We start from the raw sequence: 24,994 nt of genomic DNA on the forward strand, positions 1-24,994 counted from the left end.
TGCAGGTGTAAAAAGAGAGGATCAGAGGGAATGCAGCAGCAATTCATTAAAGTTCTGCAGCGATGATATTTTAAGGTCGGCAGCATGCCATTTCAGCTCCTTGCTGCTCTTGTAATCCGGTACCACCACGCATTTCATGCCGGCAGCCTTTACAGCTATCATACCAAAAAAAGAATCTTCAAAACCGATACATTCATTGGCCGGCGCCTTTAATGCAGCAGCACAATCAAGGTATACCTGCGGGTGCGGTTTGCCGTAGGGCATTTGTGCGGCAGAACAGATACTGCCCAGGTGATCTCTTATTCCCAGGCGGTCCACCACCACTTCAATCAGCTCCATGGGCGATGAAGATGCCAGCCCGGTCTTAAAATTCCTTTCTTTAAAAAAATTAAAAATATGTTCCAGCCCAGGCATGGGCCTTCCTTTTTGCAACACCAGTTCTATCACTTTATCAATGATCTCTTTTTCAACAGCCGGGGCATCCTGCAAGGGAATTTTAAAATAAGCAAACCAGCGCTCCACAAATTCTTTGGTACGCATACCGGTAGTGGTGGCATACTGCTCGGGCGTTAAATGAATATTATAACGATGAAAAATGATGGTGGCAGCTTCATTCCACAAAGGTTCAGAATCTATCAGCAGGCCATCCATATCGAATATTACCGTATTAAGTTTCATGCCGCAAATATATTAACTTCAATATCATGTAATTTAACGGTATAATTTTATCATTCCGCAGCAGATCAATAAATTGCAGCATTGGCATAAATTAACTTCTATGATGAAAAGCTGGTGGGCCAGGTTCAAGGAATCAAAATTTGTAAAAGGGCTGGTATACGCCATTGTGGGATTCATCTCCTATCCCGGTTTAAATATCGTTAACCGCCTCGAAATTAAAGGAATGGAAAAACTGGGCCACCTGCCCAAAAAAAACGTACTGTTTGTAAGCAATCATCAAACTTATTTTGCGGATGTGATCACTTTTTTACACATTTTCTGCGCCGTAAGCTGGCGTAAAAAACATAAACTGGGTGTTCCTTATTATTTGCTCTGGCCTTTTACAAGGGTAAAATATGTGGCTGCTGAAGAAACGATGAAAAGCAACTGGATCAGCAAATTGTTCAGCCTTGCAGGGGCTATAACGGTAAAGCGTACCTGGAGAGCCGACGGGCAGGAAGTGAGGCGTGGGCTCGACACTTCGGATACACGAAAAATTGAAAGGGCATTGCAAAGCAACTGGGTCATCACTTTTCCGCAGGGCACCACCAAACCCTTTGCGCCGGGCCGGAAAGGAACCGCCTTTATCATCAAGCAACATAAGCCTATTGTGATACCCGTGGTAATCAGCGGCTACTGGAGGGCATTCAATAAAAAGGGATTGAAATTTAAAAAGAAGGGCACATTGTTATCCGTAACTTTTAAAGATCCCCTGCAGATCGATTATGAAGACAGTACCGAAAATATCTTAGCCACCGTTATGGACGCCATTGAGCAAAGCAAACAATTTATGCTGAAGGGGCGCCATCACCTGATGAACAAAACCGACAAATAAGGCATGCGTATTTTCTTCTCCACTTTATTGCTTTTAATTTTTTGCAATGCTGTAAAAGCGCAGGTATTGGTAAGAGGAAAAGTGCTGGATGAAAGATCGGGTACGCCTGTGGGTAATGCCAGTGTGTATATCAACAATACTTCTATCGGAACAGTCACCAATGCTTCGGGCGAATTCAGTTTGAACCTGAAAAACACCTATACTGCCGAACTCATCATCTCTTCTGTAGGATACCAATTGTATACGCTGCACATCGATAAAGACTCCGTGAATTTTTATTATACCGTTCAACTGGCTTTAAAAGAAAATACACTCAAAGATGTATTGATAATGAATGATGCCACCCGGCAGCAATGGATGAAAATATTCATCGAAAATTTCCTGGGTATTACCGAAGAAGCGGATAATTGCGTGATTGAAAATGCCGGTGCGGTTTATTTTGCAATGGGCGAGAATAAGAATTCGATGTATGCCTATGCAGATACCCCGCTGGTGATCATCAATAAACAACTGGGGTATAAGATATCATTCGACCTGGTGGAATTCAGCTTTGATAAAATAAAGAACAGCACTTATTTTTTAGGCTACAGCCGTTATGAATCCATCAGCGATAAAAAAGCAGTGATAAAAAGAAGAAAGCAGAATTATTTTGGCAGCACCATGCATTTTTACCGTACACTTACTACCGGCGATGTTAAAAAAGCGGGTTATACTATTTCCGGTATCAAGAAAATACCGGCTGTAAAAGACAGTACGAAGAGTAATAAAAAAAACAGCGGTCCTGTTAACCTGGTTTATCCAATCACCGTAAAAGATATGTTGCAAAAAGATACTGTAACAGGTGCCTATTATATTACCGGGCAAAAAGTGGTGATGATAAAATACGATGAAGAGCCGCACGCCAAATTTTACCTGTCCCGCAAAATACTGGTAAGAGGGCTGGACCGTTTTGGCTTTACCGCATACATTACTTTGCTGGATGATAAAGTGGAAGTGGATGATAACGGCATCATACATTCGCCGCTTGGTATTGTGTACGATGGCTTTTGGGTATACGAAAAACTGGCCAACCAGTTGCCCTTCGATTACCAGCCGGAATAATTATGCTTTGGTAAAAAGCGCCTTCAGTTCATCCGCATCTTCTGCTTTCATTTTACCACCCAGTACCAGGCGCAGCTGCCTTCTTCTTAAAGCGCCGTCGAATAATTTTTTTTCTTCTTCCGATTCCGGGATCAAGGTATTTACCCGCCTTGGGCGGCCGGTAGGATCCAGTGAAACAAATGTATAATAAGCCTCGTTGCTTTTGTATTTGTATTGCTGAATGGCATCTTCGCCCCATACCTTCATGTGTACTTCCATACTGCTGGTGAATGCACGGGTTACCTTGGCTTCAATATGCACCACATTACCGATCTTGATAGGGCTTTCAAAAGAAATATTATCCACCGATGCAGTTACCACGGGTGCACCGCAATGCTTCATAGCTGCCAGGGCTGCTGCAATATCCATCCAGTACATCAAACGACCGCCCATCAGGTTGCCAAAATTATTGGTGTCGTTGGGTAATACCAGTTCGGTCATTATCACCAGCGATTCGCTTGCTTTCTTTTCCATTCAAAAATTTTTGCAAATATAGTGAGTGGTGAGTGGTCAGTAGTGAGTAATACCCTAAAATTTTAAAACATCTCGTTACTCACCACTCACTACTTACCACTCACCTTTTATTTGGTAGTTCGTCGCCATTTTTCGAATTTCGAATAACGAACTATAATTTATGAACGAACCTACCGGAGTAATTTCTTTTGATAATACCGAATTTGCATTTGCTTATAAGAGCGACAAACAGTTAAAAAAAGCGCATTTCCTTTTTCTTCCATGGGCAAGCCCTGGCTGGTGAACATGGGTTTAAAAGTTACACCCTATGCCATAAAATGGCATGTACCGTTTACAAAATCCATCATTCGCAATACCATCTTTCAGCAATTTGTTGGAGGCGAAACTTTAGAAGAAACCACCAAAGTGGCCGATAAGCTGGAAGAATACAAAGTGCAGGTGATACTGGATTATGGGGTGGAAGGCATTGAGGGCGAAGACAATTTTGATCATGCAAAAGAGGAGTTTAAAAAAGTGATCGCTTATGCTGCCACGCAGGCCAATATACCTTTTATGAGTATTAAGGTTACGGGCTTTGCACGCTTTTCATTATTGGAAAAAATAGACAGCGCCATGAATAGTGCAACAGGTACACTGATGAAACGTTACCTGAATGCCATAGAATCGCTGGATGCAACGGAGAAAGAAGAATGGCACCGGGTGCGCCTGCGCATGGTGCAGCTATGCGAAGAAGCTGCTGCAAAAAATGTGGGTGTACTGGTGGATGCAGAAGAGACCTGGATACAGGACCCTGTGGATGCGCTCACCATTTTAATGATGGATACTTTCAACAAAAACAAGGTGGTGGTGTTCAATACCCTGCAGCTGTACCGGCACGATAGACTGCAGTTCTTAAAAGATTCGTACGAAGCCGCTGTGGAACGCAATTTTATTTTGGGCGCCAAACTGGTACGGGGCGCTTATATGGATAAGGAACGCAACAGGGCCGCCACCATGAATTATCCTTCGCCCATACAACCCAATAAGGAAGCCAGCGACCGGGATTATAACCTGGCACTGGAATTCAGTATTGATCATATCGATCATATTTCGGTGATAGTGGCATCGCACAACGAATACAGCAACCTGTACGCCACCCAATTGCTCGATAAAAAGGGGTTGCCCCACAGCCATCCGCACATGCACTTTTCGCAGCTGTACGGTATGAGCGATAATATTACTTTTAACCTGGCAAAATCGGGCTGTTCGGTTAGTAAATATCTGCCTTTCGGGCCTATAAAAGACGTGGTGCCTTACCTGATGCGCCGTGCCCAGGAAAACAGTTCGGTAGCCGGGCAAACGGGCCGGGAACTGGCTTTAATTAAAAAAGAAATGGCCAGGAGGGGCATCTGAACCGGTTTTCATTCAAAAGGGACCCATTTTAATTAGATTTTAATTTGAATTTAATGGGTTAACTTTGCGGCGAAAACTAACTGATAAAACTTGCGTTCGACATTTACTGCGTGCTTGTGCTTTTTTGTGACGATTGTCTGTGCCCAGGCCAAAAAATTACCAGCTGTAAAAATAGACCGTCCGGTAACGATCGACGGTGACCTTAACGATGATTCGTGGAAGAATGTGCCTGCCGTGGGCGACTTTATCACTTACTCCCCTCATTTTGGTAAACCCTCCGTTCACAGAACTGCTGTTAAAATAGCCTACGATAATGATGCCGTATATGTGGGCGCTTATATGTACGACGATCCTGCCAATATACGCCGCCAGTTTACGGCTAGGGATATATCCGACCGGCAGGATGTGGATGTTTTTACCGTGGGGCTGGATACTTATCTCGATCGCCAGAATGCTTTTTTATTCAAGGTTACCGCTGCGGGTGTGCAGGCCGATGCCAAGGGTTCGCAGAACAGCAGCCCGGTATATGATGCCAGCTGGAATGCCGTGTGGGAAAGTAAAGTAAGTATCAAGAATGATGGATGGGTGGCGGAAATAAAGATCCCTTTCAGCGCCATACGGCTTTCTAAAAATCCTTTGCAGGACTGGGGCCTGAACTTTGGCCGCTTTACAAGAAAGGATAACGAGAACAGTTTGTGGAGCCCCGAAGATCCCAACAAAAGCGGCGACATCAATCAATGGGGTACCTGGGAAGGGTTGAAGAATATCAAACCGCCTTTACGTTTATCTTTTCAACCGTATATATCCGGCGGTTTCAGAAACTCGCCCACTACCAATGGCGATGTTACCGAAGTGTTGAAAAGCGGTGGTATGGATGTGAAGTATGGCATCAATGAAAGCTTTACGCTGGACATGACGCTGATACCCGATTTTGCGCAGGTGCAAAGTGATAACCTGTTGCTGAACCTTACCCCTTTTGAAGTAAAGTTTGATGATTACCGGCCTTTTTTTACCGAAGGAACAGAGTTGTTCAATAAAGCTGGTTTGTTTTACTCCCGCCGTATTGGTGCGGCACCGGGTGGCTCATCAGCAGTGCTGAAAAAATATGGCGCCGATCCTAATTACGTGATCGATAAGAACCCCGGTATCACAAGATTGTACAACGCCACTAAAATTTCGGGCCGTACCAAAGACAACCTGGGTGTGGGTATATTCAATGCTGTATCGGCGCCCATGTATGCGAGGATCACCAATGTTAATACCGGTAAAGATTCCAGTATTTTAACTGAACCGCTTACCAACTACAGCGTGGTGGTGTTTGACCAGGCTTTAAAGCACCGTTCTTTTATCAGCTTTACCAATACCAATGTGTTGCGCAAAGGCAACAGCCGCAATGCCGATGTGGGCAGCGTGGATCTTTCTTTATTCGATAAAAAGAATACGTACAATTTCGGGCTTACCGGCAGGTTCAGTACCATCTGGGGCAATAATCTTTCGAAGAATGGTTTTAATACCGCTGCCAGTTTTGGTAAAGTAAGCGGCTTGCTGCGTTACCGCGGTTTGGTGAATATTGAAAGTGATACCTACGATCCCAATGATCTTGGATTTATTGTAAATAATAACTCGGTGGATTATACCGGGAGTATCAGTTACAACCTGCTGAAGCCTTACAAGCGTTTTATCAACCGGGTGTACAGCGCAGGGTTTACCAATTCGTTTTTATACAAGCCATTCAATTGGAGCAGCCTTTCGGTAAATGCCAAAGCTTTCTTTTTATTAAAGAATTTTTGGGATATCAGTTTTAATTTCCAGAGCAGCCCGTTGTGGAACAAAGATTATTTTATTAATTCGGGTACGTATAACAGTTACTTCCTGCGCAGAACGCCGTATTATTATTTTGATATCAACGGCAGCAGCGACAGCAGAAAGAAATTGTATTTCAGCTATAATATCGGCGGCGCCGAATCGCCTTTACCCAACGATCCGTATTGGAATACCGAAGTTGGTTTGCGTTACCGCTTCAACGAAAAATTTCAGCTGAGCGGTGATATGACCATTGAGCAGGATAAAGGCAACTGGGGCTGGTCGTATATGAACAACAGCAATGGATCGCCCATTATTGCAAGGCGCAATGTAAAACGCAATACCGGTATTGTGAGCGCCCAGTATAATTTTACCAAGCGTATGAACTGGACCGTTAGAATGCGACATTACTGGTCTATCATCAACAATACCAATTTTTACAATTTAAAAACAGATGGTTATTGGGATGAGATCGCTTTTATATCCGGTAAGAATATCAACTACAATACTTTTAATATTGACATGTTCTATACCTGGGATTTTTTACTGGGCAGCCGCATTACCATTGCATGGAAGAATGCATTGGGCAATAATGTGGTGATAGATCCTTACAGCAATACTTCTTATCTTAAAAATTTCGGCAGGTCGGTCAACAATCCGCACAGCAACGAGGTTACAGTGAAAGTGGTATACTTTCTTGATTACCTGAAACTGAAAAAGAAAAGCCATGCTACCGGTTAATAAATCATCACCTGTTTTGAAATAATTGACAAACGTCCTAACTTGTTCTAAAATATATATACTATGGAACAGGAATTGTCAAAAGATCTGCTGGAATATGATGACCAGGGAAATGCAAAATTACCTACGGGACTAAACGTACTCACCATTCTTACATTTATCGGTTGTTCACTTTTGGGACTGGCTGCATTGGCTGCTCCGTTTTTGTACGATCTTGGTTTAAAGATGATGGACAAAGCGCAAAAATCCGGCAAGGAATTTTCCGCCAAAGAGCTGGAAGAAATGGCTAAGAGGAGGGAAGAGATAGAGTTTGGTATGCAACACATGGTGCCTGCCATGATCATCGGCATTGTAGGTATTGCGCTTTGCTTTTTGGGCGCTTTATGGATGCGCAAATTTAAAAAAGATGGTTACCTGCTGTATGTTATAGGAGAGCTGATGCCGATAGCCGCCACCATGGCGATCATTGGTACAAAACAATACCAGAGTGTATCGGGCATTATAGCTGGCATTGCGCTGCCGGTGCTTTTTGTGATACTGTATACCACGCAACGAAAATATCTTACACGATAACAAAAAGGCGGATCAAACGATCCGCCTTTTTTATTTTTTAGAACTGCTGGAACCCGGCCCATCCTGGAATGCCCTTACGGTGGAACCGTTCAACAGTTTAATGAAGTATAAATGTTTGTTCTCGAAATAATCAGGCGTGGTATTCGTCTTCTTCAGCATTACCGGCCTGAAATTATAATCGCAGAATACTTTGTCTGTTTTATCATTGATATGCGCCATAAAATCATTCGGATAGCGGGTAAGCAGTTTAGTGAACATATACGTTATCTCGAACCCTTTAAAAGCCATATCGCTGGGTTTTATTTTAAATTTTTTCAGGTAGGCGCTGGTTAACAGTTTGCTGTAATTGTCGGCCTTGATATTAAAATAAGGCGTTGTAAAATACACCGGGAAATCCTGGAACTCATCTTTCTTCTGGAACGCTGCAAACCCATCCCAGTTAGGCATACCGATCAACGTCATGGGATATTTTTTTTGCAGGTTGAAGCAGGCAGATGTAAGGCCGGTGGCAAATGCTTCATCCAGGCTGCCGCCCAGTATCACGGAGTGGCGGTTGCTGTCCAGTTTATTTTTAAAGATATCCGATATCACCAAACTGTCGGCATTAATGGTTTGAATGTTCAGCAGGGCTTTGCCATCCTGTTCATTCAGCGCTTTAAAATAAGCGGCTATCTTGTCTTCCTGCGTACCTTTTTTACGGCAAAGGAAAATAAGATCGGTGCCATGGTTCTGCAGCAGGTAGCTGTAAATGGCTTCGCAATGCGCTTTAAGTGTAGAGTTGATGATAACCGTGAACGGGTTGCCGGTAACACCACCATCATTGGGATAAGTGGCAGATATGAACGGTACATTCTTCGCCAATGCAAAATCGGCCAGTTGTTTATAATCTGCGTCTTTTACTGCGCCGATGATAAGATCGACACCATCCAGTGCTTTTGAACTGATCAGGGAAGGTATTGTTTTCGTGTACGCCCTGGAGTCATATATATAGGCTTCAATATTTTCGTTGCCCATCCTCATCGAATCCAGTGCAATTTCTGCACCCTGTACAAATTCTGCCGCAGGCACTATGAATTTAGGCAAAGCCTGTTTGTATTTAAAAGTGGTACCGCTGAACACAGAGTCCAGGTAAAGCGGTGCAAATATGGCTACTTTATAAGTAGGCATTTGCTTTGCCGAATCTGTTTGTGCCTGCACGTTCAATGTTACCACCAGTGCAACCGCCCATAAAAAACCAGTAATTAACCTTTTATTCATAATAGTTCGATGTGCTGCTTATTCCCATTCAATAGTTGCCGGTGGTTTACTGCTGATGTCGTAAACCACACGGTTGATACCTTTTACGGTATTGATAATTTCATTGGATATATCGGCCAGGAATTCGTATGGCAAATGCGCCCAATCCGCTGTCATACCATCTACAGATGTTACCGCCCTTAAAGCTACTGTAAATTCGTATGTTCTTTCGTCGCCCATCACCCCCACGCTTTTTACCGGCAATAAGATGGTACCGGCCTGCCAAACAGTTGTATAGAGGTTGTATTTTTTTAAACCATTTATATAAACCGCATCTGCTTCTTGCAATAACCGTACCTTTTCTTCTGTAATTTCTCCTAAAATTCTTATCGCAAGTCCCGGGCCGGGAAAAGGATGACGGTTGATCATATCTGCCGGTATACCCAGTTCGGTACCCACTTTTCTTACCTCGTCTTTAAACAGGGAGCGCAATGGTTCCACCAGTTCCAGCTTCATGGTATCGGGCAGGCCGCCTACATTGTGATGGCTTTTGATGGTTGCCGACGGGCCATGTACCGAAAGCGATTCGATCACATCCGGGTAAATGGTGCCCTGCCCCAGCAATTCCACGCCTTCAATTTTATGGGCCTCTTCATCAAATATCTCTATAAAACTTTTGCCGATGATCTTTCTTTTTTCTTCGGGCTCTACCTTACCGGCCAGTTTGGTATAGAACAGTTGTTTGGCATCCACACCTTTTACATTCAGGCCAATGGTTTTGTAGGTTTCCAGCACCTGGCCAAATTCGTCTTTGCGCAATACGCCGTTATCTACAAAAATGCCGTACAGGTTATCGCCAATGGCTTTATGTATCAATGTGGCCGCAACAGTACTGTCTACCCCGCCGCTCAATGCCATGATCACTTTACGGTTGCCGATCTGTTTTTTAAGCGCAGCCACTGTATCGGTAATAAAATGTTCAGGCGTCCAGTCGCCGGTGCAACCACATATATTGAACAGGAAATTCTTTAAGATCTTTTTACCTTCTACAGAATGATATACTTCCGGGTGGAACTGGATACCGTACAAAGGATTTTTGGTAGTGCCATTGCTTTTGAATGCTGCTACAGGAATACTTTCTGTAGTACCCAGTAATTCAAAACCTTCGGGCAATACTTTAATGGTATCGCTGTGGCTCATCCATACCTGCGATGTGGCAGGCACTTCTTTTAAAAACACATCTTCCTTTTCTTTTTTAAAGATGGCGCGGCCGTATTCCCTCTTTTCGCTCTTATCCACCCTGCCGCCAAAAAGTTTGGCGGTAAGCTGTGCGCCGTAACAAATGCCGAGTACCGGCAGCTTTTCAGTCATGGCTTTTACATCCACCATCAATGCCTTTTCTTCATTTACCGAAAAGGGCGAACCGCCCAGGATAATGCCTTTTAATCCCGGTTCGTATTCGATGGTTTTATTATAAGGAACTATTTCGCAGTATACGTTGGCTTCCCGCACTGCACGGGCTATCAGCTGGGTATATTGCGATCCAAAATCCAGTATCAGTATCTTTTCTGTCATATTGCTGCGAAGGTAAATTAAATAGTTGCATGGGCAAACCGTTTAGATTTTTATATTTGTTACAAATTATTCAGCCATGAAAAAGCTCGCCTTACTCCTTGTTATTTCCGTTGCCTTTCTATCCTGCCACTACCGTACGGTAACCGGCAGCGGCAATATCATTACTGAAAAAAGAACGGCAGGCAGCTTTAGTGGTTTAACGGCCTCCAACGACATTAATGTAGAGGTAAAAGGCGGCGCTGAAACCCTGGTGGAAGTACAGGCGGATGATAATATCATGCAATACGTGGAAACGCATGTTTCGGGTGGTACCCTGCATGTGGGGCTTAAGGAAAATGTAAACCTGAGCAATGCCAGTATTAAAGTTACCGTTACCGTGCCCGGTTTAAAAAGACTGGAAGCCAATTCTTCGGCCAGCATAAAGCTAACCGATGTGCTGAAAAACGATGGGATGATAAAAATGGACGCCTCCAGCTCGGGCGATATTGAAGGAGAAGTGGATGCCCCGTCTGTAAGCGTGGATGTGAACAGCGGCAGCAGGGTAAAACTCAGTGGCAAAACCCGCGACCTTAAAGTGGATGCCAGCAGTGGCAGTAGTGCTGATGTGCACGACCTGCTTTGCGAAAGTGCAGATGTGGATGCCAGCAGCGGCGCTTCGGCTTCGGTGCAGGCCAGTGTAAGCTTAAAGGCCGATGCCAGCAGCGGTGGCACTATCAGGTATACCGGCCAGGCCAGCGTAAAATCCAACACCAACAGCGGGGGATCGGTGGAAAGAAAGGATTGAGTTGCTTACTGCGTGAGTGGTGAGTAGTCAGTGGTCAGTAGTGAGTTGGGGGGTGAGGCATTCCGCAAAAAATCAAAAGCTGTTAATTATATTCTAAAGCCTGTTTTCTATTCCAAAACAATTATAACTTACAGGTAATACTCAGCCCTGCAATGACTGCCCGCCCTGGTTTCAAAATTTTTATTTGTTTATTTTTTGTTGCTGCCGTTCTTACTTCGTGTAAGCGTACGGGTTCGCATTCGTATAATATGACGGTGCAACGGGCTTTTTATTACTGGAAAGCCGATGAGGATGGCTTTAAAGTAAGCGAAATAAAAGCGGTGGATACTTTACAGGTAAAAAAACTGTACGTAAAATTCTTTGAAGTGGAACAGCACCGTTTATTTGGTGCCAGGCCCATTTCCAAAACGAATATTCATTTTAATTTTTATTATGGAGCGCATGATGATTCGGTGCTGTCGCGGCTGGAGATAGTACCGGTGGTATTTGTAAAAACGGAGGTACTGGTACAGGCCACCAACGAGGGGCTGGATTCGCTGGCCGACAATATTTTATTTTTAGTACAGAAGAAATTTAAAGAACATACGGTTGCCGACAGAACGTATAATGAAGTACAGATAGATTGCGACTGGACCGCTGGTACAAAGGACAAATATTTTTACTTGCTGAAAGCGCTGAGGAAGCAAACCAAAAAAACACTTTCCTGTACTTTAAGATTGTATCCTTATAAGTATCCTAACCTGATGGGGGTGCCGCCGGTTGATAAGGCGATGCTGATGTGTTATAACCTGAATAATCCTTTGGCGCATGATGATAAGAATTCTATCCTTGATCCGGATGAGTTAAAAAAATACCTTACCAAAAATGTATATCCCCTGCACCTGGATATTGCGCTGCCTGTTAACTCCTGGATGCTTTGTTTTCAAAACGACCGGTTTGCCGGCATACTGCACGATGTGGGCGATATCAGGAACTTTGCCATAAAGGAAAATCCTTTGTGGTACCGGGTGGCTACTGATACGGTGATCAATAATATTTATTTACGTTCGGGCGACCGGATAAAATATGAGGAAGTAACGCCGGATCAATTGGAGAAAACACTGGGGCTGTTAAAGGACCGCATTCGTTTTACAGGAACCACTACTGTAAGCTTTTTTCATTTAGATGAACAAATACTAAAAAAATATAACAATGAAACGCTGGATGGTTTGTATCGTGCTGCTGAATAGTTTTTGCAGCAGGGCAATTGCCTGCGGGCCTTATTATCCTTATGGCGACGCTGTCCGTTTTTCTATAATGGATCCCAAAGCATTTGCCTGCGGCGGATTTTACGGCATGAATTATACCGCCAGTATTTTTTATGATAGCGATAGTACTTACCCGAATGAAGAAGCTGCAAGGGCCATGAATGTACAGCTGTGGAGAGCGTATTGTAAAAATAAAGTGGATATCGGGAGTATTTACAGCGCTGTATATGACATCGATGAATTTGAACTGGAAAAGACCACTTCGGATAATGCAATGCTGAAATATCTTTTATCTGTGAATGATACCGCTGCCATCAACTACCTGAAATTTGCCAAGCACAGCAGTGAATTAAATACCTGGCAGGATGACCCCTGGGAAAGAAGTACGGATGCCAAAAATTATTTAAACCTTTCTTTTATTCAGCAGGCGATGAAGGCAATGGCAGCCACGCCCGATAAAATGATCCGTAAGCGCTACGCCTTTATAATTATGCGGCTGGCTTTTTACAGCGGCGATGAAAAAGTGATCAACTGGTTGTACGACCGGTATTTTGTGAGCCCTGGAAATGCAAAGGATATCATTGATTACTGGGCGCTGTATTTTAAAGCTATGACAGAAACGGACCGTGCAAAGCAGAATTATTTTTTTGCATTGGTATTTTCCAATGCACCTGATAAGCGGCTGGGCATTCTGCAGCATTATAATCTTGATATACCCATTACCAGCACGCTGGGTTATGCCAGGAACAATAAAGAAAAAGCGGCGATCTCTTTAATGGATAATCTTAAAAATGCCGGCAGGGGTTTAAAAGGATTGATGAATATATACCAGCTGCAACCCAACAGTGAGGCCTTTAGTTTTTTATTGCTTAGGGAGATCAATAAACTGGAAGACTGGATCTACACGCCTTACTACACTTATTTTGTTCCTTCGGTGGATGGGCAGCATGTTTATGGCGAACATAACTGGTATGATGATATGCCTGATCCTTCAAAATTTGCATTGCGGCATATTGATAAGGACAGGGCCTATGCAAAGGAGGTGCTGCAGTTTGTACATACCATTAACCTTAATAAAGTACAAAACCCTGTATTGGTTAAAACGGTAAAAGCATACCTGGCATTTATGACCGGCGACAAGGACCTGTGCCTGGCCACCATTAAAACCATTGCAGCTAAAGAGCCAACTGCCCAAATGATAAAAGCGCTGTGTATGGCAAGTATGCCCGGCAGCGGCACTGCTTTTACAGCTGATACCAAAAAACTTTTAATGGAGCAGGCGGCGCTTAACAATAACCGTTTTGTTTTTGCTTTTGGCCGCGAACTGGAATATAAAGGATATGCAACAGAAGCAGCCTTGTTGTTTACCCAACTGAATGTGACTGGAGATTATTGGGATGAAAGATCGGTGTACTGGCGCACCCGGAAAAACCACCAGACCAGGGCACGGGATTTTTATGATAATTATTTTGATTACCTGGATGCTGTTTATACCACTTCTCAAATGGAAGGAGTTATCAATGCAGTACAAAAGCATCGGGCAGAAGATAAAGACCATTTTGAGCAATGGTTATACGCTAAGATTGCCGGCGATATTAATGTGTTGTACGACCTGCTCGGCACAAAATATGTGCGGCTGAACAACCTGCAGCATGCCTATGTTGCTTTTAAAAATGTGAATGATACGCTCTGGAGTTCTTCAAAATATATTTACAGGGATTATATGGATGCCAATGCCTTTTACACCAATTTTTATGCTGAACATAAAACCACCAAGGCAGATACGGTACGTTATACCAAAACTACGCTGGTGGCAACACTGCTTGCTCATTTACAAAAAGCTGCTGATGCAAAAGACCCGGACAGGGACCTGCATTATTTTTTAGCCGCCAATTGTTATTTTAATATGACGGGATTTGGCAATTCCTGGATGATGCGCCGGTATGCATGGTCGAGCTATATTGGGAGGGAGCAATTGCCGGATGATGCTGAATACCACCAGGCCAACCTTGCCAAGCAGTATTATTTAAAAGCGATGGCGGTTGCCAAAACACCCCAATTTGCGGCGCTTTGCCTGCGCATGGCGGGGCGTTGCGAAAAGTACCGGCAAATAGATATAGAGGATGGGCCCAGCCCGGAGACCAATAAATATTATATACAATTGAAGAAAAAATATCCCGGCGATTTTGAAGACCTGATCAGCAACTGTTATTCGTTTGAAAAGTATTTTGCAGCCCGGTAAACAGGTTTTTTATACCAGCTCCTGCACCTGTGGATGATTACCGGTGGCTTGCTTTATTTTACGTTAATTTATTGATAATCATTATTTTGTATCTTTGCCTGCCATTTCTCTCACCAGCAGGGCGGAATAATTTTTCCACCGCCAAAAAAACTTTCCACATTCCTTTTGCTATATCAATTTTACGCATTACCTTTGCACTCCAAATTAAAAAAAGGAAATTTTAAAGTTCTTTACATATGTCACAGAGAATCAGAATCAAATTACAGTCTTACGACCACAATTTAGTTGATAAATCAGCCGAAAAGATTGTAAAAACTGTTCGCAGTACAGGTGCAGTGGTAACAGGTCCTATTCCTTTACCTACTCATAAGAAAATATTTACTGTATTGCGTGCGCCTCACGTTAACAAGAAGGCCCGTGAACAGTTCCAACTGTGTACACACAAGCGTTTATTAGACATTTACACCAGCAGCAGCCGTACGGTAGATGCTTTAAGTAAGTTAGACTTACCAAGTGGTGTTGATGTTGAGATCAAAGCATAATGGACTCCCGAAAATGTTCGGGAAGCATTGGCTAAGTTCTTAAAAAGAAAAAAAGTATGAACATCCATCTCCTTAAATAAATGGAGCGCTGGATAAAAACAAGATACAATGAAAAGTATTATTGGAAAGAAAATTGGTATGACCAGTATCTTCGATACAACAGGTAAGCAAACTGCTGTAACTATTATCGAAGCTGGTCCCTGCGTTGTAACGCAAAAGAAAACCGTGGAAACAGACGGTTATAATGCTCTCCAGATAGCATTCGGCGATAAGAAAGAAAAGCACTCCTCTAAATCAGAAACCGGGCACTTCGCCAAAGCACAGACTGCTCCTAAAAAATTCGTTCAGGAAATACGCGATAGCGAAATTGACAAAGCTGTTGGTGAAACCATCACTGTCGACATCTTTACCGAAGGTGAAAAAATTGAAGTAGTGGGTACTACAAAAGGTAAAGGTTTCCAGGGTGTGGTAAAACGCCATGGCTTTAGTGGTGTGGGTGAACAATCTCACGGTCAGCACGATCGCCAGAGAGCACCGGGTTCTATCGGTAACTCATCTGATGCCAGCCGTGTATTCAAAGGTATGCGCATGGCCGGTCGTTTGGGCCAGGACAGGGTTACAATGAAAGGATTGAAAGTTGTAAAAATATTCGCTGAGAAAAATTACATACTGGTAAGTGGTTCCGTTCCGGGCCATAACGGTTCAATCGTTTTAATTCAAAAATAAAAACTTGATTTGAAGATTTGAAAATGTGATGATTGAATCAGCAAATTTCCAAATCAACTCATCAGCAAATTAAATAAGATGCAAGTAGACGTTTTAAGTATAGAAGGAAAAAAGACCGGCAGAACGGTTGAGTTACCAGAAGAGATTTTTGGTATCGAACCTAACGACCACGTTATTTACCTGGCAGTAAAACAATACCAGGGCGCACAACGCCAGGGTACGCACAAGGTAAAGACCCGTATGGAAGTGCATGGTTCTTCTAAGAAACTGCACAAACAAAAAGGTACCGGTGGCGCTCGTAAGGGTAACCTGCGTAACCCTTTGTACAAAGGTGGTGGTACCATCTTTGGCCCAAAACCGCACAAGTATGATATTAAGCTGAACCAGAAAGTGAAGACCCTGGCTAAGATGAGCGCTTTGGCTTATAAAGCAAAAGAAAATGCTATTGTAGTGGTGGAAGATGTACAGATGGAAACACCTAAGACAAAACAATTTACCACTATGCTGAAGAACATTGGTGTTGCCGGTAAAAAGTCTTTGTTCGTGATTCCTGAAAACAACGACAACCTGTATTTAAGCCTGCGCAATGTTGCCAATGTAAATGGTTCATTGATCAGGGACGTGAACACTTACGATATTGTAAATGCCAACGTACTGGTGCTGACTGAAAATGCAGCGAAAGTATTTACAGCAGAAGAAGCATAAATAATGTGATAATTAGCTGATGTGATAATTAGCTAATTGAAAGGAAGAAAATTTAAAATTGTTTTTAATTAGCACATTAGCTAATCATCAAATTATCAAATTAAAAAGACATGAAACCGTCTGACGTTTTAATAAAGCCGATCTTATCTGAAAAGGCCAATAAGCAAACAGAAAAACAAAACCGTTATTCTTTTGTGGTGGATAAGAAAGCGAACAAACTGGAGATCAAGAAAGCTGTAGAACAGTTTTATGGTGTACAGGTGAGCGATGTGAACACGATCGTTGTTCCTTCAAAAGCAAAAGCAAAGTATACAAAAGCCGGATTTATCGTAGGCCGCAAGCCTTCTAAAAAGAAAGCGATCGTTACTGTTGCAGAAGGTGAAACAATTGACCTGTACGGCAGCGGCATTTAAGCCCCACCCTTAAATGAAAAGGCAAAACATTAATTAAAGAATGGTATTCAATTACCGCAAAAATTGAAAATAAAAACTGATTAAAAATGGCACTTAGGAAATACAAACCAACAACAGCCGGTACAAGATGGAGGATCGGTAATGCATACGAAGAGGTAACTACGAACGTACCGGAAAAATCTTTGGTTGAAAAACAAAAGAGCACAGCAGGACGTAACGCACAGGGTAGAAGGAGCATGCGCTACATGGGCAGTGGAAACAAGACCATGTACCGTGTAATTGATTTTAAGAGAGATAAGAAGAATATCCCTGCAGTGGTTAAAACCATCGAGTACGATCCAAACCGTACTGCATTCATCGCTTTGCTGAACTATGCTGATGGTGAAAAACGTTATATCATTGCGCCACAGGGTTTACAGGTAGGCCAGACCGTTATAAGCGGTGATGAGGTTGCTCCTGAACTGGGTAATGCTTTGATCTTTAAAAACATGCCTTTAGGTACTAACGTACACAATATAGAAATGCAGCCTGGCCAGGGTGGTATCCTGGTAAGAAGCGCTGGTACCTCTGCACAGCTGAGCAACAAGGAAGATAAATATGCGATCTTAAAAATGCCAAGCGGCGAATTAAGAAAAGTATTGATCAACTGCTACGCTACTGTAGGTGTTGTTAGTAACAGCGATCACAGTCTGGAAAGCATGGGTAAAGCCGGCCGTAACAGGTGGAAAGGTATCCGTCCACGTACAAGGGCGGTAGCGATGAACCCAGTAGATCACCCGATGGGTGGTGGTGAAGGTAGGGCTTCAGGTGGTCACCCACGCAGCCGTAAAGGTAAATATGCTAAAGGTGAGATCACACGTACACGTGGTAAAGGATCTGATAAGATGATCATCCAGAGAAGGAACGGTAAAAAATTAAGTAAGTAAAACAATTTGAAGATTTGTTGATGAGCCGATTTGAAAATTATGGCCTTCATCATCAAATTACCAAATCATCAAATTATCAAATTAATAAAACATGGCTCGTTCATTAAGTAAAGGTCCTTACGTAGAAGCAAAGCTGGAAGCTAAAGTTGCTGCTATGATCGACGGAAAAGCAAAGAAAGGTGTTATCAAAACCTGGAGCAGGAGAAGCACTATCACCCCGGATTTTGTTGGACAGACTTTCGCGGTGCATAATGGTAACAAATTCATTCCTGTTTATGTAACTGAATTTATGGTAGGTCATAAATTAGGTGAATTTGCACCAACAAGGAATTTCAGAGGTCACTCAAGTAAGAAAATAGCTTAATAAAAAAGTTACGAGTTACGAGTTACGGGTTTAATAAACTCGGAACCCGGAACCCGGAACCCGAAATAATAAAAAAAATGGAAGCAGTAGCAAAATTGAACAATTACCCCACATCGCCCCGCAAAATGCGTTTGCTGGCCGACCTGATCCGTGGTATGGAAGTGGAAAAAGCATTAGCAGTTTTGGAACATAATCCAAAGCATCCCGCAGTTCCTTTACGCAAACTGGTGGTATCTGCCATCAGCAACTGGAAAGCCAAGAACGAAGGTGGTGATGAGAACGGCCTGGTAGTAAAAACTATCATGGTGGATGGTGCAAGAGTTATCAAACGTATGCGTCCTGCTCCACAAGGTCGTGGTTACAGGGTTCGCAAACGCAGCAACCATGTAACAGTAATTGTAGATACTAAAGCAACTAAAAATTAATAAAAGATTTAACTAAGTAATATGGGTCAAAAAACAAATCCAATAGGTGCCAGGTTAGGAATCATTCGTGGTTGGGACAGTAACTGGTACGCTAATAAATCGGATTACTCAAAAAAACTGATTGAAGATCATAAGATCAGGAACTACCTGAACGCCCGTATCAACAAGGGTGGTATTGCTAAGATCGTTATTGAGCGTACGCTGAATAAACTGATCATCACTATCCACACTTCAAAGCCAGGTATCATTATTGGTAAAGGCGGTGGAGAAGTGGACAGGATCAAAGAAGAGTTGAAGAAATTAGTCAGCAAAGATGATGTACAGATCAACATCCTGGAGATCCGTCGTCCTGAGCTGGATGCAAATATTGTTGCTGATACTATTGCCCGTCAATTGGAAAATCGTATCAACTACAAAAGGGCGATCAAAATGTCTATTGCATCTGCTTTAAGAATGGGTGCAGAAGGTATCAAGGTAAAAGTAGGTGGCCGTTTAGGTGGTGCTGAAATTGCCCGTAGCGAAGAGATCAAACAAGGCCGTACACCATTGCATACCCTGCGTATGGATATCGATTACGCTAATGTATTTGCTTTGACTGTATATGGTAAGATCGGTGTGAAAGTATGGATCTGTAAAGGTGAAGTATTAGGCAAAAGAGATCTGAACCCTAACGTAGTTGCAGGTGGTGGTAAAGAAGGTGGTGCCGGCGAAAGACAAGGTGGATTTGAAGGAAGAGGCGACCGCAGGGGTGGTGATGACCGCAGGGGCGGTGGTGGAGACAGGAGAGGCGGTGGCAACCGTGGTGGCGGTGGAAGAAGATAAAAATGGATTTGAGATTGCAGATTTGCGATCTCAGATTTAAAAAAATAAACAATTAAAGAATTAGAGACCTGGTTGCAGTATAGAAAAATCTAAAATCTGCAATCGGAAATCAAAAATCGAAATAAGATGTTATCACCGAAAAGAACAAAATTCAGGAAGACACAAAGGGGAATGATGAAGGGCGAAACCAAGCGTGGAGCTACCTTAGCCTTTGGAACTTTTGGTTTAAAAGCACTGGACAGTGTTTGGTTAACAAACCGCCAGATCGAAAGTGCCCGTCAGGCATTGACCCGTCACATGAAGAGGGAAGGTAATGTTTGGATCAGGGTATTTCCTGACAAGGTGGTTACTGCTAAGCCAGCTGAGGTGAGGATGGGTAAAGGTAAAGGTAACCCTGAAGGATGGGCTGCTGTAGTACAACCAGGCCGTATCATTTTTGAATGCGATGGTGTACCAGAGCAGGTGGCAAAAGAAGCATTTGCTTTAGCTGCACAAAAATTACCGATCCTGACCAAATTTGTAGTGCGTCACGATTTCCAGGCATAAAAAACAATTAGCCAATTAGCAGATGTGCTGATGTGCTGATGAAAAAATAAGTAGGTAGGTGTTTAAGAAAATTAGCACATTATCGAATTAGCAAATTATCAAATTAATAATACCATGGCGAAGAAAGTTGATTTTGTAAAAAGCCTTAGCGGATTAAGCGAAGCTGATCTGAAAGCAAAGATCCAGGAAGATGAGCTGCGTTTGAAGAAGCTGACATTTGCGCATGCAATTTCTCCACTGGAGAATCCACAGAGCATCCGTTCTTTAAGAAGGGATGTTGCCAGGCTGAAAACCGCATTAAGAAAAACACAATTAGGTTTTTAATTAAACCATAAAAAGTAATACAATGGCTGAAAGAAATTTAAGAAAGACAAAATTAGGAGTGGTATCCAGTAATAAAATGGATAAGACCATTACTGTTAATGTTGAAAGGAAAGTAAAGCATCCGCTTTATGGAAAGTTTGTAAAGAAAAGTACAAAGTTCCACGCTCATGATGAAAAGAATGAGTGCAGCATTGGCGATACCGTGAAAATTATGGAAACCAGGCCGATGAGCAAAACAAAACGCTGGAGGCTGGTGGAAGTGGTTGAGAAAGTAAAATAATTTAAGCCTTTAGCTTTTAGCTTTTAGCTATTAGCCAGGCATACAAATAAGTTAATCAGCTAAAGGCTAAAAGCCAATAGCTTAAAGCTAAAATAAAATGATACAGCAAGAAAGCAGATTAAACGTAGCAGATAACAGCGGTGCAAAAGAAGTATTGTGCATCCGTGTGCTGGGAAACAGCGGTCAGGACTATGCCAAAATTGGCGATAAGATTGTAGTGACAGTTAAGGACGCTATGCCTGCCGGTGGTATTAAAAAAGGAACAGTTAGTAAAGCTGTTATCGTAAGAACAACGAATAAACTGCGTCGTAAAGATGGTTCTTATATCCGTTTTGATGACAATGCAGTGGTATTGCTGAATGCTTCTGACGAGCCAAGGGGTACACGTATCTTTGGCCCAGTGGCCCGTGAATTGCGTGATAAAGGTTACATGAAGATCATTTCATTGGCACCGGAAGTATTGTAAGAAGCGAGCCGTTAGCTATTAGCTTTTAGCTTTTAGCGAGGGCATTTAAATAGAAAAGTTAATCAGCTGAAGGCTAACAGCCAAAAGCTAAAAGCTAAATAAAAATGAGCACAAGATTTAAACCAAAGTACAACATTAAAAAAGGCGATTCGGTTATCGTTATTTCTGGTGAAGGAAAAGCACAGAAGAATGATAAGGGCGTGTATGATTACAAGCCACGCAAAGTGTTGGAAGTTATTTTAGAGAAAGGCCGTGTGTTGGTGGAAGGTGTTAACATCGTTACCAAACATACCAAACCAACTTCTCAGAATACAAAAGGTGGTATCGTAAAGAAAGAAGCGCCTATTGCTATCAGCAATGTAATGCTTTGGGATGCGAAAGCAGGTGCACCGGCTAAAGTAAAACGCACCCGCGAAAACGGAAAATTAGTTAGAATTTCTAAAAAATCAGGGGAGGTAATCAAATAATGAGCACAACAACCAACCATCCGAGATTAGCAGACAAGTACAGCAAAGAAGTTGTACCTGCTTTAATGAAAAAATTCAGTTATAAAACTGTTATGCAGGCTCCAAAGCTCACCAAGATCTGTTTGAATCGTGGTGTGAACGGCGCTGTAACTGATAAGAAACTGATCGATATTGCTGTTGACGAGTTAACCAACATTACTGGTCAGAAAGCGGTACCGACGATGTCTAAAAAGGATATCTCTAACTTTAAGCTGCGTAAGAACATGCCAATTGGTGCAAGGGTTACGCTGCGTGGAGTTAAGATGTACGAATTCCTGGACAGGCTGGTTTCTGTATCACTGCCACGTGTACGTGATTTTAAAGGTATCAATGATAAATCATTTGATGGCCGCGGTAACTATACTTTAGGTGTTACTGAACAGATCATCTTCCCGGAGATCGATATCGATAAGGTAAATAAGATCACTGGCCTGGATATCACTTTTGTAACTACTGCCCAGACAAATGAAGAAGCGTATGAACTGTTGAAAGAATTGGGTATGCCTTTTAAAAACATTAAAAAATAAAACCGATTTGAAAATTTTGAAATTTGGAAATGTGACGATAACGTTATCTCCAAATCTTCAAATCATCAAATCTCCAAATCAATAATATGGCAAAAAAATCAATTGAAGCCAGGCAGAGAAAACGTGAAGCATTGGTTGCAAAGCATGCTGAAAAAAGAGCAGCTTTAAAAGCAGCAGGCGATTATTCAGCTTTGGACCTGTTACCAAAAAATGCATCTCCTGTAAGGTTAAGGAACCGTTGCCAGTTAACCGGCAGACCAAGGGGATATATGAGGCATTTTGGTATCTCCAGGAACCAGTTCCGTGATATGGCATTGCAGGGTAAGATCCCGGGTGTAACAAAAGCAAGCTGGTAATAAATACAGTTGATAGTTAAAAGTTGATAGTTGAAAGTATACATATTAACGGACAACAATCAACAGAAACCGAACAACGATACTGGATATCGCATTGAAAAAATTTATTTAATCAATTAACTAAAATAACAATGGTTACTGATCCTATAGCAGATTATTTAACAAGGATACGCAACGCTCAAATGGCAAATCACCGTATTGTGGAGATCCCTGCAAGCAATTTGAAAAAACGTATCACTGAAATCTTATACGATAAAGGTTATATCTTAAAATACAAATTTGAAGAAGATAAGAAACAAGGCATCATCAAGATCGCTTTGAAGTACGATCCTTCTACCAAATTACCTGTGATCCAGAGCCTGGAAAGGGTGAGCCGCCCCGGTTTGCGTACGTATGCAAAACCAGCAGAATTCAAACGTGTGAAGAATGGTTTGGGTGTGGCGATCGTTTCTACTTCTAAAGGTGTAATGACCGATAAAGAAGCTAAAGCGCAGAATGTAGGCGGAGAGATCCTTTGCAACATCTACTAAGCCCTATCCCCTAAAGGGGGAAAAGGAGCAAATAAAAATTAATACTAACTTCTGATACATTAAGCCGAACCTATAGCAGGCTGACCGGTCAGAAACAAAAAATAAAAATTATGTCTCGTATAGGTAAAAAACCGGTAACTATCCCTTCAGGTGTAACGATCACAGTTAGCAACGATAATATCGTAACTGTAAAAGGTCCGAAAGGCGAATTGAAACAAGCTGTTGACAGGGATATCAAAATTGAAGTAAAAGACGGTAATGTGGATATTACCCGTCCTACTGAGCAGATCCGTCACCGTGCAATGCATGGTTTGTATCGTGCTTTGATCAACAATATGGTTACCGGCGTAACTGAAGGTTACAAAAAACAACTGGAACTGGTGGGTGTGGGTTATAAAGCTTCTAACCAGGGCAACCTGCTGGACCTTGCTTTAGGTTATTCTCACAACATCGTGTTTGAAATTCCTAAAGAATTAAAAGTGACCACTTCCCAGGAAAAAGGTCAGAACCCGATGATTCACTTTGAAAGCCTGGATAAACAATTGATCGGACAGGTTTGTGCAAAGATCAGGAGCTTACGTAAACCAGAACCATATAAAGGTAAGGGTGTGAAATTTGCAGGTGAAGTGTTGAGGAGAAAAGCTGGTAAATCTGCAGGTAAATAAAATAGTTAATTAGTTAATTAGTATAAATAGTAAAACCAATAAACTAATAAACAAGTAAACCAATTAACAAAACAGTTCCGGCAGTATCGGAGCAACTAAAATAAAAGATCATGAACTCAAAAAGTAGCGCAAGAATTAAAATCAAATACCGCATCCGTAAAAAGGTGAGTGGTATTGCTGCAAAACCAAGGTTAAGCGTTTTCAGGAGCAATACTGATATCTATGCACAATTAATTGATGATGCCAGTGGTGTAACATTAGCTGCTGCTTCTTCCAAGCAAAAAGATATCGCTGCTCAAAAAGCGCCTAAAACTGAAAAAAGCAAACTGGTTGGTGCTGCTATTGCATCTAAAGCAAAAGAACTGGGTATCAGCACTGTGATCTTTGATCGTGGTGGTTATATCTATCATGGACGTGTGAAGGCGGTTGCTGAAGGTGCAAGGGAAGGCGGACTGCAATTTTAAGATTGCAGATTGCAGATTTTAGATTTATCTGCACAAACAAAACAAATCTGAAATCGTAAATCTAAAATCGTAAATCGATATAAATGTCAAACGTAATTTTAAACAAAGTAAAAGCCGGCGACCTGGAGTTAAAAGATAAAGTGGTTGCAATCAACCGTGTTGTTAAAACAACCAAAGGCGGACGTGCTTTTAGTTTTTCTGCTTTAGTAGTGGTAGGTAACGAAGCCGGTGTTGTAGGACATGGCTTAGGTAAAGCAAAAGAAGTGCAGGAAGCTATTACAAAAGGTATTGAAGATGCAAAGAAGAACCTGATCAAAGTTCCTTTGAGCCATGGTACTATTCCACACGATCAGCTGACCAAAGAAGGCGCTGCTAAAGTGTATATCAAACCAGCTGCCCATGGTACTGGTGTGATCGCAGGAGGTAGTATGAGGGCGGTACTGGAAGCTGCAGGTATCACCGACGTGTTGGCTAAGAACCTGGGTTCTGCCAATCCACACAACGTGGTTAAAGCAACTTTTAAAGCACTGGCTACTTTGCGTGAACCTGTTGCTGTTGCAAAAACACGTAACGTTTCTTTAAAGAAAGTATTTAACGGATAAATTTTAGTCAATAGTCATTAAGTCATTTTGCTGATCTTGATGACGA

Annotated in this window: 31 protein-coding genes; 27 read left to right on the forward strand and 4 right to left on the reverse strand. The window is 42.3% G+C overall.

Going from position 1 to position 24,994, the window contains the following annotated elements:
- Window positions 1-21: 21 nt before the first annotated feature.
- Entirely contained in the window at window positions 22-678 is a 657-nt protein-coding gene (gene hxpB / locus QM738_RS11235; protein WP_462276811.1) for a hexitol phosphatase HxpB, read from the reverse strand.
- A 100-nt stretch (window positions 679-778) separates the two neighbouring features.
- Between hxpB and QM738_RS11240 the strand changes: the two genes are divergently transcribed.
- A complete protein-coding gene (locus QM738_RS11240) occupies window positions 779-1,552 on the forward strand; it encodes a lysophospholipid acyltransferase family protein (RefSeq protein ID WP_462276812.1) in 774 nt (257 codons plus the stop codon).
- A 3-nt stretch (window positions 1,553-1,555) separates the two neighbouring features.
- On the forward strand, window positions 1,556-2,653 hold the full coding sequence (locus QM738_RS11245; RefSeq protein WP_462276813.1) for a carboxypeptidase-like regulatory domain-containing protein: 1,098 nt from the start codon (window positions 1,556-1,558) through the stop codon (window positions 2,651-2,653).
- Here the strand turns inward: QM738_RS11245 and QM738_RS11250 are convergent, their stop codons facing one another.
- Window positions 2,654-3,166 carry an acyl-CoA thioesterase gene (locus tag QM738_RS11250; protein ID WP_462276814.1) on the reverse strand — a complete coding sequence of 171 codons (513 nt, stop codon included), beginning with the start codon at window positions 3,164-3,166 and terminating at the stop codon, window positions 2,654-2,656. It abuts the gene before it with no gap.
- A gap of 261 nt (window positions 3,167-3,427) precedes the next feature.
- Here QM738_RS11250 and QM738_RS11255 point away from each other — a divergent pair, with 261 nt between their 5' ends.
- From QM738_RS11255 to QM738_RS11265, 3 genes are all read left to right on the forward strand, one after another.
- Window positions 3,428-4,558, forward strand: a complete 1,131-nt coding sequence (locus QM738_RS11255; RefSeq protein WP_462276815.1) for a proline dehydrogenase family protein — start codon at window positions 3,428-3,430, stop codon at window positions 4,556-4,558.
- 126 nt (window positions 4,559-4,684) lie between these two features.
- Window positions 4,685-7,102 carry a DUF5916 domain-containing protein gene (locus QM738_RS11260; RefSeq protein WP_462276816.1) on the forward strand — a complete coding sequence of 806 codons (2,418 nt, stop codon included), beginning with the start codon at window positions 4,685-4,687 and terminating at the stop codon, window positions 7,100-7,102.
- A gap of 63 nt (window positions 7,103-7,165) precedes the next feature.
- The gene (locus QM738_RS11265; RefSeq protein ID WP_462276817.1) at window positions 7,166-7,675 is read left to right on the forward strand and encodes a hypothetical protein; all 510 of its coding nucleotides are present in this window, start codon (window positions 7,166-7,168) and stop codon (window positions 7,673-7,675) included.
- A gap of 30 nt (window positions 7,676-7,705) precedes the next feature.
- Here QM738_RS11265 and QM738_RS11270 read toward each other — a convergent pair whose 3' ends face one another.
- Both QM738_RS11270 and guaA read right to left on the reverse strand, forming a co-directional pair.
- The gene (locus QM738_RS11270; protein ID WP_462276818.1) at window positions 7,706-8,932 is read right to left on the reverse strand and encodes an ABC transporter substrate-binding protein; all 1,227 of its coding nucleotides are present in this window, start codon (window positions 8,930-8,932) and stop codon (window positions 7,706-7,708) included.
- An 18-nt stretch (window positions 8,933-8,950) separates the two neighbouring features.
- Window positions 8,951-10,486, reverse strand: a complete 1,536-nt coding sequence (gene guaA / locus QM738_RS11275) for a glutamine-hydrolyzing GMP synthase (protein WP_462276819.1) — start codon at window positions 10,484-10,486, stop codon at window positions 8,951-8,953.
- A 76-nt stretch (window positions 10,487-10,562) separates the two neighbouring features.
- Here guaA and QM738_RS11280 point away from each other — a divergent pair, with 76 nt between their 5' ends.
- The 22 genes from QM738_RS11280 to rpsE all read left to right on the forward strand — a co-directional run bounded on the left by QM738_RS11280 (window position 10,563) and on the right by rpsE (window position 24,948).
- Window positions 10,563-11,270 carry a head GIN domain-containing protein gene (locus tag QM738_RS11280; RefSeq protein WP_462276820.1) on the forward strand — a complete coding sequence of 236 codons (708 nt, stop codon included), beginning with the start codon at window positions 10,563-10,565 and terminating at the stop codon, window positions 11,268-11,270.
- 248 nt (window positions 11,271-11,518) lie between these two features.
- Entirely contained in the window at window positions 11,519-12,499 is a 981-nt protein-coding gene (locus QM738_RS11285) for a hypothetical protein (protein WP_462276821.1), read from the forward strand.
- Window positions 12,462-14,759 (forward strand): hypothetical protein, encoded by a 2,298-nt coding sequence (locus tag QM738_RS11290; protein WP_462276822.1) that lies wholly within the window; start codon window positions 12,462-12,464, stop codon window positions 14,757-14,759. The genes QM738_RS11285 and QM738_RS11290 overlap by 38 nt, the downstream gene beginning before the upstream one ends.
- 236 nt (window positions 14,760-14,995) lie before the next feature.
- A complete protein-coding gene (gene rpsJ, locus QM738_RS11295) occupies window positions 14,996-15,301 on the forward strand; it encodes a 30S ribosomal protein S10 (protein WP_290339494.1) in 306 nt (101 codons plus the stop codon).
- A gap of 108 nt (window positions 15,302-15,409) precedes the next feature.
- Entirely contained in the window at window positions 15,410-16,027 is a 618-nt protein-coding gene (rplC, locus tag QM738_RS11300) for a 50S ribosomal protein L3 (RefSeq protein WP_462276823.1), read from the forward strand.
- Between the two features lie 78 nt (window positions 16,028-16,105).
- Entirely contained in the window at window positions 16,106-16,732 is a 627-nt protein-coding gene (gene rplD, locus QM738_RS11305) for a 50S ribosomal protein L4 (protein ID WP_462276824.1), read from the forward strand.
- Between the two features lie 110 nt (window positions 16,733-16,842).
- Window positions 16,843-17,145 (forward strand): 50S ribosomal protein L23, encoded by a 303-nt coding sequence (rplW, locus tag QM738_RS11310; protein ID WP_462276825.1) that lies wholly within the window; start codon window positions 16,843-16,845, stop codon window positions 17,143-17,145.
- An 86-nt stretch (window positions 17,146-17,231) separates the two neighbouring features.
- The gene (gene rplB, locus QM738_RS11315) at window positions 17,232-18,071 is read left to right on the forward strand and encodes a 50S ribosomal protein L2 (protein WP_462276826.1); all 840 of its coding nucleotides are present in this window, start codon (window positions 17,232-17,234) and stop codon (window positions 18,069-18,071) included.
- Between the two features lie 91 nt (window positions 18,072-18,162).
- Complete coding sequence (rpsS, locus tag QM738_RS11320; protein ID WP_462276827.1) at window positions 18,163-18,435, forward strand: 30S ribosomal protein S19; 273 nt, start codon at window positions 18,163-18,165, stop codon at window positions 18,433-18,435.
- A 77-nt stretch (window positions 18,436-18,512) separates the two neighbouring features.
- Window positions 18,513-18,860 carry a 50S ribosomal protein L22 gene (rplV, locus tag QM738_RS11325; RefSeq protein WP_462276828.1) on the forward strand — a complete coding sequence of 116 codons (348 nt, stop codon included), beginning with the start codon at window positions 18,513-18,515 and terminating at the stop codon, window positions 18,858-18,860.
- A 21-nt stretch (window positions 18,861-18,881) separates the two neighbouring features.
- The gene (gene rpsC / locus QM738_RS11330) at window positions 18,882-19,682 is read left to right on the forward strand and encodes a 30S ribosomal protein S3 (protein WP_462276829.1); all 801 of its coding nucleotides are present in this window, start codon (window positions 18,882-18,884) and stop codon (window positions 19,680-19,682) included.
- A 126-nt stretch (window positions 19,683-19,808) separates the two neighbouring features.
- Complete coding sequence (rplP, locus tag QM738_RS11335; RefSeq protein WP_462276830.1) at window positions 19,809-20,228, forward strand: 50S ribosomal protein L16; 420 nt, start codon at window positions 19,809-19,811, stop codon at window positions 20,226-20,228.
- A gap of 114 nt (window positions 20,229-20,342) precedes the next feature.
- The gene (gene rpmC, locus QM738_RS11340; RefSeq protein ID WP_462276831.1) at window positions 20,343-20,552 is read left to right on the forward strand and encodes a 50S ribosomal protein L29; all 210 of its coding nucleotides are present in this window, start codon (window positions 20,343-20,345) and stop codon (window positions 20,550-20,552) included.
- A 22-nt stretch (window positions 20,553-20,574) separates the two neighbouring features.
- Window positions 20,575-20,832, forward strand: coding sequence for a 30S ribosomal protein S17 (gene rpsQ, locus QM738_RS11345; protein WP_462276832.1), 258 nt, complete (start codon window positions 20,575-20,577; stop codon window positions 20,830-20,832).
- Between the two features lie 97 nt (window positions 20,833-20,929).
- A complete protein-coding gene (gene rplN, locus QM738_RS11350; RefSeq protein WP_430987487.1) occupies window positions 20,930-21,298 on the forward strand; it encodes a 50S ribosomal protein L14 in 369 nt (122 codons plus the stop codon).
- Window positions 21,299-21,402: 104 nt separating this feature from the next.
- On the forward strand, window positions 21,403-21,765 hold the full coding sequence (rplX, locus tag QM738_RS11355; protein ID WP_462276833.1) for a 50S ribosomal protein L24: 363 nt from the start codon (window positions 21,403-21,405) through the stop codon (window positions 21,763-21,765).
- Complete coding sequence (gene rplE / locus QM738_RS11360; protein WP_462276834.1) at window positions 21,765-22,331, forward strand: 50S ribosomal protein L5; 567 nt, start codon at window positions 21,765-21,767, stop codon at window positions 22,329-22,331. The genes rplX and rplE overlap by 1 nt, the downstream gene beginning before the upstream one ends.
- An 86-nt stretch (window positions 22,332-22,417) precedes the next feature.
- Window positions 22,418-22,687, forward strand: coding sequence for a 30S ribosomal protein S14 (gene rpsN / locus QM738_RS11365; protein WP_462276835.1), 270 nt, complete (start codon window positions 22,418-22,420; stop codon window positions 22,685-22,687).
- A 131-nt stretch (window positions 22,688-22,818) separates the two neighbouring features.
- Complete coding sequence (rpsH, locus tag QM738_RS11370; protein ID WP_462276836.1) at window positions 22,819-23,217, forward strand: 30S ribosomal protein S8; 399 nt, start codon at window positions 22,819-22,821, stop codon at window positions 23,215-23,217.
- A 110-nt stretch (window positions 23,218-23,327) separates the two neighbouring features.
- Window positions 23,328-23,882 (forward strand): 50S ribosomal protein L6, encoded by a 555-nt coding sequence (gene rplF / locus QM738_RS11375; protein WP_462276837.1) that lies wholly within the window; start codon window positions 23,328-23,330, stop codon window positions 23,880-23,882.
- A gap of 110 nt (window positions 23,883-23,992) precedes the next feature.
- On the forward strand, window positions 23,993-24,346 hold the full coding sequence (gene rplR, locus QM738_RS11380) for a 50S ribosomal protein L18 (RefSeq protein ID WP_462276838.1): 354 nt from the start codon (window positions 23,993-23,995) through the stop codon (window positions 24,344-24,346).
- An 83-nt stretch (window positions 24,347-24,429) separates the two neighbouring features.
- On the forward strand, window positions 24,430-24,948 hold the full coding sequence (gene rpsE / locus QM738_RS11385; RefSeq protein ID WP_462276839.1) for a 30S ribosomal protein S5: 519 nt from the start codon (window positions 24,430-24,432) through the stop codon (window positions 24,946-24,948).
- Window positions 24,949-24,994 lie beyond the last annotated feature (46 nt).

It is taken from the genome of Ferruginibacter sp., assembly GCF_049840995.1.
In the GTDB taxonomy this organism is placed as follows: domain Bacteria; phylum Bacteroidota; class Bacteroidia; order Chitinophagales; family Chitinophagaceae; genus Ferruginibacter.